We start from the raw sequence: 4,367 nt of genomic DNA on the forward strand, positions 1-4,367 counted from the left end.
AACTCATACTCTCTTTCCCTTCCAGTCGCTCTTCCGATATCGCCGGGCCCCGCCCGTCAGATCCCCTGCCACTCCGGCTTGGCGGCGAACGTCTGCCGGAAGTAGTCCCCGAGCTTCAGCTTGGAGGCGGCGGCGTCGTCGACGACCACCGTCGCGTGCGGGTGAAGTTGCAGCGCCGACGCCGGGCAGACCGCCGCGACCGGCCCCTCGACCGTCGCGGCCACGGCGTCCGCCTTGCCCTCGCCGGTCGCGAGCAGCACCAGGTGCCGCGCCTCCAGGATCGTGCCGATGCCCTGGGTGATGACGTGGTGCGGCACCTGCCCGATGTCGCCGTCGAAGAACCGCGCGTTGTCCACCCGGGTCTGCTCGGTCAGCGTCTTGATGCGGGTCCGCGAGGCGAGCGAGGAGCACGGTTCGTTGAACCCGATGTGCCCGTCCGTGCCGATGCCCAGCAACTGGAGGTCGACCCCGCCGGCCGCCGCCAGCGCCCTGTCGTACGCCTCGCACGCGGCCTGGACGTCCGCCGCCGTGCCGTCGGGCCCCATGAAGGCGTCCATGCCGATGCCCAGCGGCTCCAGCACCTCGCGCCGCAGCACGGAGCGGTAGGACTCGGGGTGCTCGGCCGGCAGCCCCACGTACTCGTCGAGCTGTGCGATGCGCGCGCCCGAGGCGTCCACGGCACCGGAACCCACCTTGGCCGCCAGCGCCGCGTAGATGGGCAGCGGCGTCGAGCCGGTGGCCACGCCGAGGAGCGCGTCGGGCTTGCGCCGGAGCAGTTCCGCCATGGCCTCGGCGATCAGCTCGCCGCCCGCCTTGGCGTCCGGGACGATGACAACTTCCACGCTGGGCCTGCCGATCTGGAGAGGGGACTCAGGAACGCATCCGAATCCGAAGGGGGACACATGTGGTATAGACCAATCTAGCAGAGCGTCACCCCTGCGTCGCCCCGGCGCCCGGCCCGAATCAAGGACCGATGCGGGATAGCCTGGGGGGAGTTCGTGGTGTTGGATGAGCGGACGGTGAACAGCAACCGTAGGTCCAGGGGGTGCGGACGCGGCTCGGACACGACCGTCGACGCATGGACGCGAAACCATGGTCTAGTCCACAATGCTCTGAGAAACTGAACAAGCCTCCGTCTTCCCCGCACAGGAAGACGGACCGAGGAACCGGCGCTCTCTGCCCTGACTGCACCGGCTCCTCTCTTCGGCCGACCGGGACCGCACACCCCACGGCCGTTGTTGCTCCGGGCTGCGGTGCCGGGAGGGCTGAGGGTCCCTCTCAGGCGCCGCGGCCCGCGGGTGTTTCCGGGGCCGTGCGGCGCCCCTCCGGAGCTCCGGACGCGCGGCCGATTTCGGGACCTGTCGGATCCTCCGGGTACGCTCGCACACGTGCCCTCCATGAACGACCTCGTACGCCAGCACACAGCCCTCGACGACTCCGATCTCGAGTGGCTGCATCTGCTGGTCTCGGAGTGGCAGCTGCTCTCCGACCTCTCCTTCGCCGACCTCGTCCTGTGGGTCCCCACGCGCGACGGCACCCGCTACGTCTCGGTCGCCCAGATGCGCCCCAACACCGGGCCCACCTCGTACCAGGACGACATGGTCGGCCATCTGGTCCCGCGCGGCCGCCGCCCCCTGCTGGACGCGGCGCTCGACGAGGGCCGGATCGTGCGCGAGGGCGATCCCGAGTGGCGCGAGGAGGTACCCGTCCGGGTCGAGTCCATTCCCGTACGACGTGAGGGCCGCGTCCTCGGTGTCATCGCGCGCAACACCAACCTGCTCACCGTGCGTACTCCGAGCCGCCTCGAACTGACGTATCTGCAGAGCGCCTCCGACCTCGCGCAGATGATCGCGGCGGGGACCTTCCCGTTCCCCGACCAGCAGGTCGACATGGACGCCTCGCCCCGGGTCGGCGACGGACTGATCCGCCTCGACGCGGACGGCATCGTCCAGTACGCCTCGCCGAACGCGCTCTCGGCGTACCACCGCATCGGTCTGGCCTCCGACCTGGTGGGGCACAACCTCGGCTCCACGACCGCCGAACTCGCCCCGTCCCGGGGCCCGGTGGACGAGGCGCTGTCGAAGGTCGCCAGCGGCTGGGCGCCCCGCGAGTTCGAGATCGAGAGCGCCGACGGGGTGATCCAGCTCCGGGCGATCCCGCTCAAGCCCAAGGGCACCCGCGTCGGTTCCCTGGTCCTGCTCCGCGATGTCACCGAACTGCGCCGCCGCGAGCGCGAATTGATCACCAAGGACGCCACCATCCGGGAGATCCACCACCGGGTGAAGAACAACCTCCAGACGGTGGCCGCCCTGCTGCGGCTCCAGGCCCGGCGCATCGAGTCGGACCGGGGCCGGGAAGCCCTGGAGGAGGCCGTGCGCCGGGTCGGCTCGATCGCGATCGTGCACGAGACGCTCTCCCAGAACCTGGACGAGCGGGTGGAGTTCGACGAGATCGCCGACCGGGTGCTCGCCATGGTCGCCGAGATCTCGCCGGGCAAGGTCACCGGCCGGCGCACCGGACGCTTCGGCATCCTGGACGCCGAGGTCGCGACCCCGCTCTCCATGGTGCTCACCGAGGTCCTGCAGAACGCGCTGGAGCATGGCTTCCGCGAGGGCGACCGGGGCACCGTCGAGGTCTCCGCGGTGCGCGGCGGCACGTCCAAGGAAGCCCGGCTGCTGGTCACCGTGCAGGACGACGGGGTCGGGCTGCCCGAGGGCTTCGACCCGCACCGCTCGGGCAACCTCGGCCTCCAGATCGTACGGACGCTGGTGGAGGGCGAGTTGGGCGGCACCTTCGACATGGTGCCCGCTCCCGAGCGCGGCACCCAGGTGCTCCTGGACATCCCGGTCGTCGTGCCCAAGTGACCGGTCCGCGTCCGACGCGCGGACGAGCCGCACAAGTGGCCTGCGCGCGGGGGCGGTCGGCGCTCACCGAGGCTCGTCACTCACCGTGACCGATTCCGGACGCGAACAGCAATGAGCCCCGGACCACCAGGTGGTCCGGGGCTGAAAGCTCGTTGCATCAAGCGCATCGGGGTACTGCGCGCTGCGGCTCGGGGGCGGGAGTTGCGTACTCGCTGTACGCGCCGCCAAGCTCAGGCTCGTGCGGGGTGGAACGTCAGGCGGTGGCCTGACGAGCTCGGTTGCGGGCGGCACGGCGCTTCATTGCGCGGCGCTCGTCCTCGCTGAGGCCACCCCAGACGCCGGAGTCCTGGCCGGACTCGAGCGCCCACTGCAGGCACTGCTCCATGACGGGGCAGCGGCGGCAGACGGCCTTGGCTTCCTCGATCTGCAGCAGCGCAGGACCGGTGTTGCCGATGGGGAAGAAGAGCTCGGGGTCTTCCTCGCGGCAAACGGCGTTGTGACGCCAGTCCATGGCTGCTACCTCTCCTTGGTATTACATGCACGTTGCTTGTGAATGTGAACGCTTTCACGAATCCCTCAACAAGTGAAGGGCCGACAACCAGACGGACTGGTGTGGTCCTAAGAAGTGAGGAGGGGTTCCGGTGCTCTGTGGGGCCGATGTTGCGGGCCGTCCCGAGCGCCACGTAGAGACTCGCAAACCTCAGCGGCGGATACAACCCCTTCCGGAAAGTTTTTTTTGATTCCTCGGTGTCGGCTGAGTCACAGCCGTACTTCCATGGGGTGGACCGTGGTCTAAACGTTCGAGTGGAAGGAGTTTGGCCCCTTCCACTCACACAATCACACGCAGTGCACGGTGTACGCCTGTGAACGTCACGCTCGTACGCAGTCCCAGATGGTCACCGTCCATCTGAAGGGGGAGCGGGACCTTCGAATGCAAGGTGAAGTCCGCCAGGTCATGCAGAGTGACAGCGTGCTTGCCGTGGGGTCCACGCTCGGGGGACGAAGTGAGCAACTGGGTGGCATACCGGGCGACCGCGGGCGTCGACATGCGGCTGAGCGCGAGTACGTCGAGCCCGGTATCGAACGAGGCCTTAGGCGCCGCGTACACCGGACGATTGCCGAGAAACGTCCACGGCGAGGTGTTGCAGATGATCGACAGGACCAGATCGGTGACCGGGTCGGCGCCGGGGCGCTCCAGGGTGATCACTCCGCGCCGGCGGTGCGGATCGTCCAGAAACTGCCGCAGCACTTGGCGCAGATACAGCGCGTGTGTGGAGCGCCGGCCGAGTTCGCGCTGCTGTTCGACCCGGCCCACCACCCCGGCGTCGAAGCCGAGACCGGCGCAGAAGGTGAACCAGCGGGAGGGGACGGACTCGTCCTCGGTGCCGGGCGTGCCCGCGGCCAGGCCGAGGCCGACCGTGCGCTCGCGCTCCTCGCGCAGCGCGTCCAGCAGGGCGCCGGTCGCCTCCACGGCGTCGTTCGGCAGGCCCAGGGCGCGGGCGA

4 protein-coding genes are annotated in these 4,367 nt (G+C 69.3%); 1 reads left to right on the forward strand and 3 read right to left on the reverse strand.

All coding sequences use genetic code 11. The features are described 5' to 3' along the window. Positions 1-56: 56 nt before the first annotated feature. The gene (nagB, locus tag ACWEBX_RS37570) at positions 57-842 is read right to left on the reverse strand and encodes a glucosamine-6-phosphate deaminase (RefSeq protein WP_355772389.1); all 786 of its coding nucleotides are present in this window, start codon (positions 840-842) and stop codon (positions 57-59) included. A gap of 555 nt (positions 843-1,397) precedes the next feature. On the opposite strand from nagB, the gene ACWEBX_RS37575 reads away from it, so the two are divergent. Then, positions 1,398-2,864: a PAS domain-containing sensor histidine kinase gene (locus ACWEBX_RS37575; RefSeq protein WP_451889225.1), complete on the forward strand. Its 1,467-nt coding sequence runs from the start codon at positions 1,398-1,400 to the stop codon at positions 2,862-2,864. 253 nt (positions 2,865-3,117) lie between these two features. Here ACWEBX_RS37575 and ACWEBX_RS37580 read toward each other — a convergent pair whose 3' ends face one another. Both ACWEBX_RS37580 and ACWEBX_RS37585 read right to left on the reverse strand, forming a co-directional pair. Continuing rightward, complete coding sequence (locus ACWEBX_RS37580) at positions 3,118-3,375, reverse strand: WhiB family transcriptional regulator (RefSeq protein WP_006380970.1); 258 nt, start codon at positions 3,373-3,375, stop codon at positions 3,118-3,120. A 318-nt stretch (positions 3,376-3,693) separates the two neighbouring features. Beyond that, the coding region (locus ACWEBX_RS37585) for a diacylglycerol/lipid kinase family protein (protein ID WP_451889224.1) at positions 3,694-4,367 on the reverse strand (674 nt) is incomplete at its 5' end.

The organism is Streptomyces sp. NPDC005070, assembly GCF_053600395.1.

Excerpts from the sequence above, each read along its gene's own strand:
- ACWEBX_RS37580 (WP_006380970.1), bottom strand. The coding sequence starts at position 3,375 with ATGGACTGGCGTCACAACGCCGTTTGCCGCGAGGAAGACCCCGAGCTC.
- ACWEBX_RS37575 (WP_451889225.1), top strand. The coding sequence starts at position 1,398 with ATGAACGACCTCGTACGCCAGCACACAGCCCTCGACGACTCCGATCTC.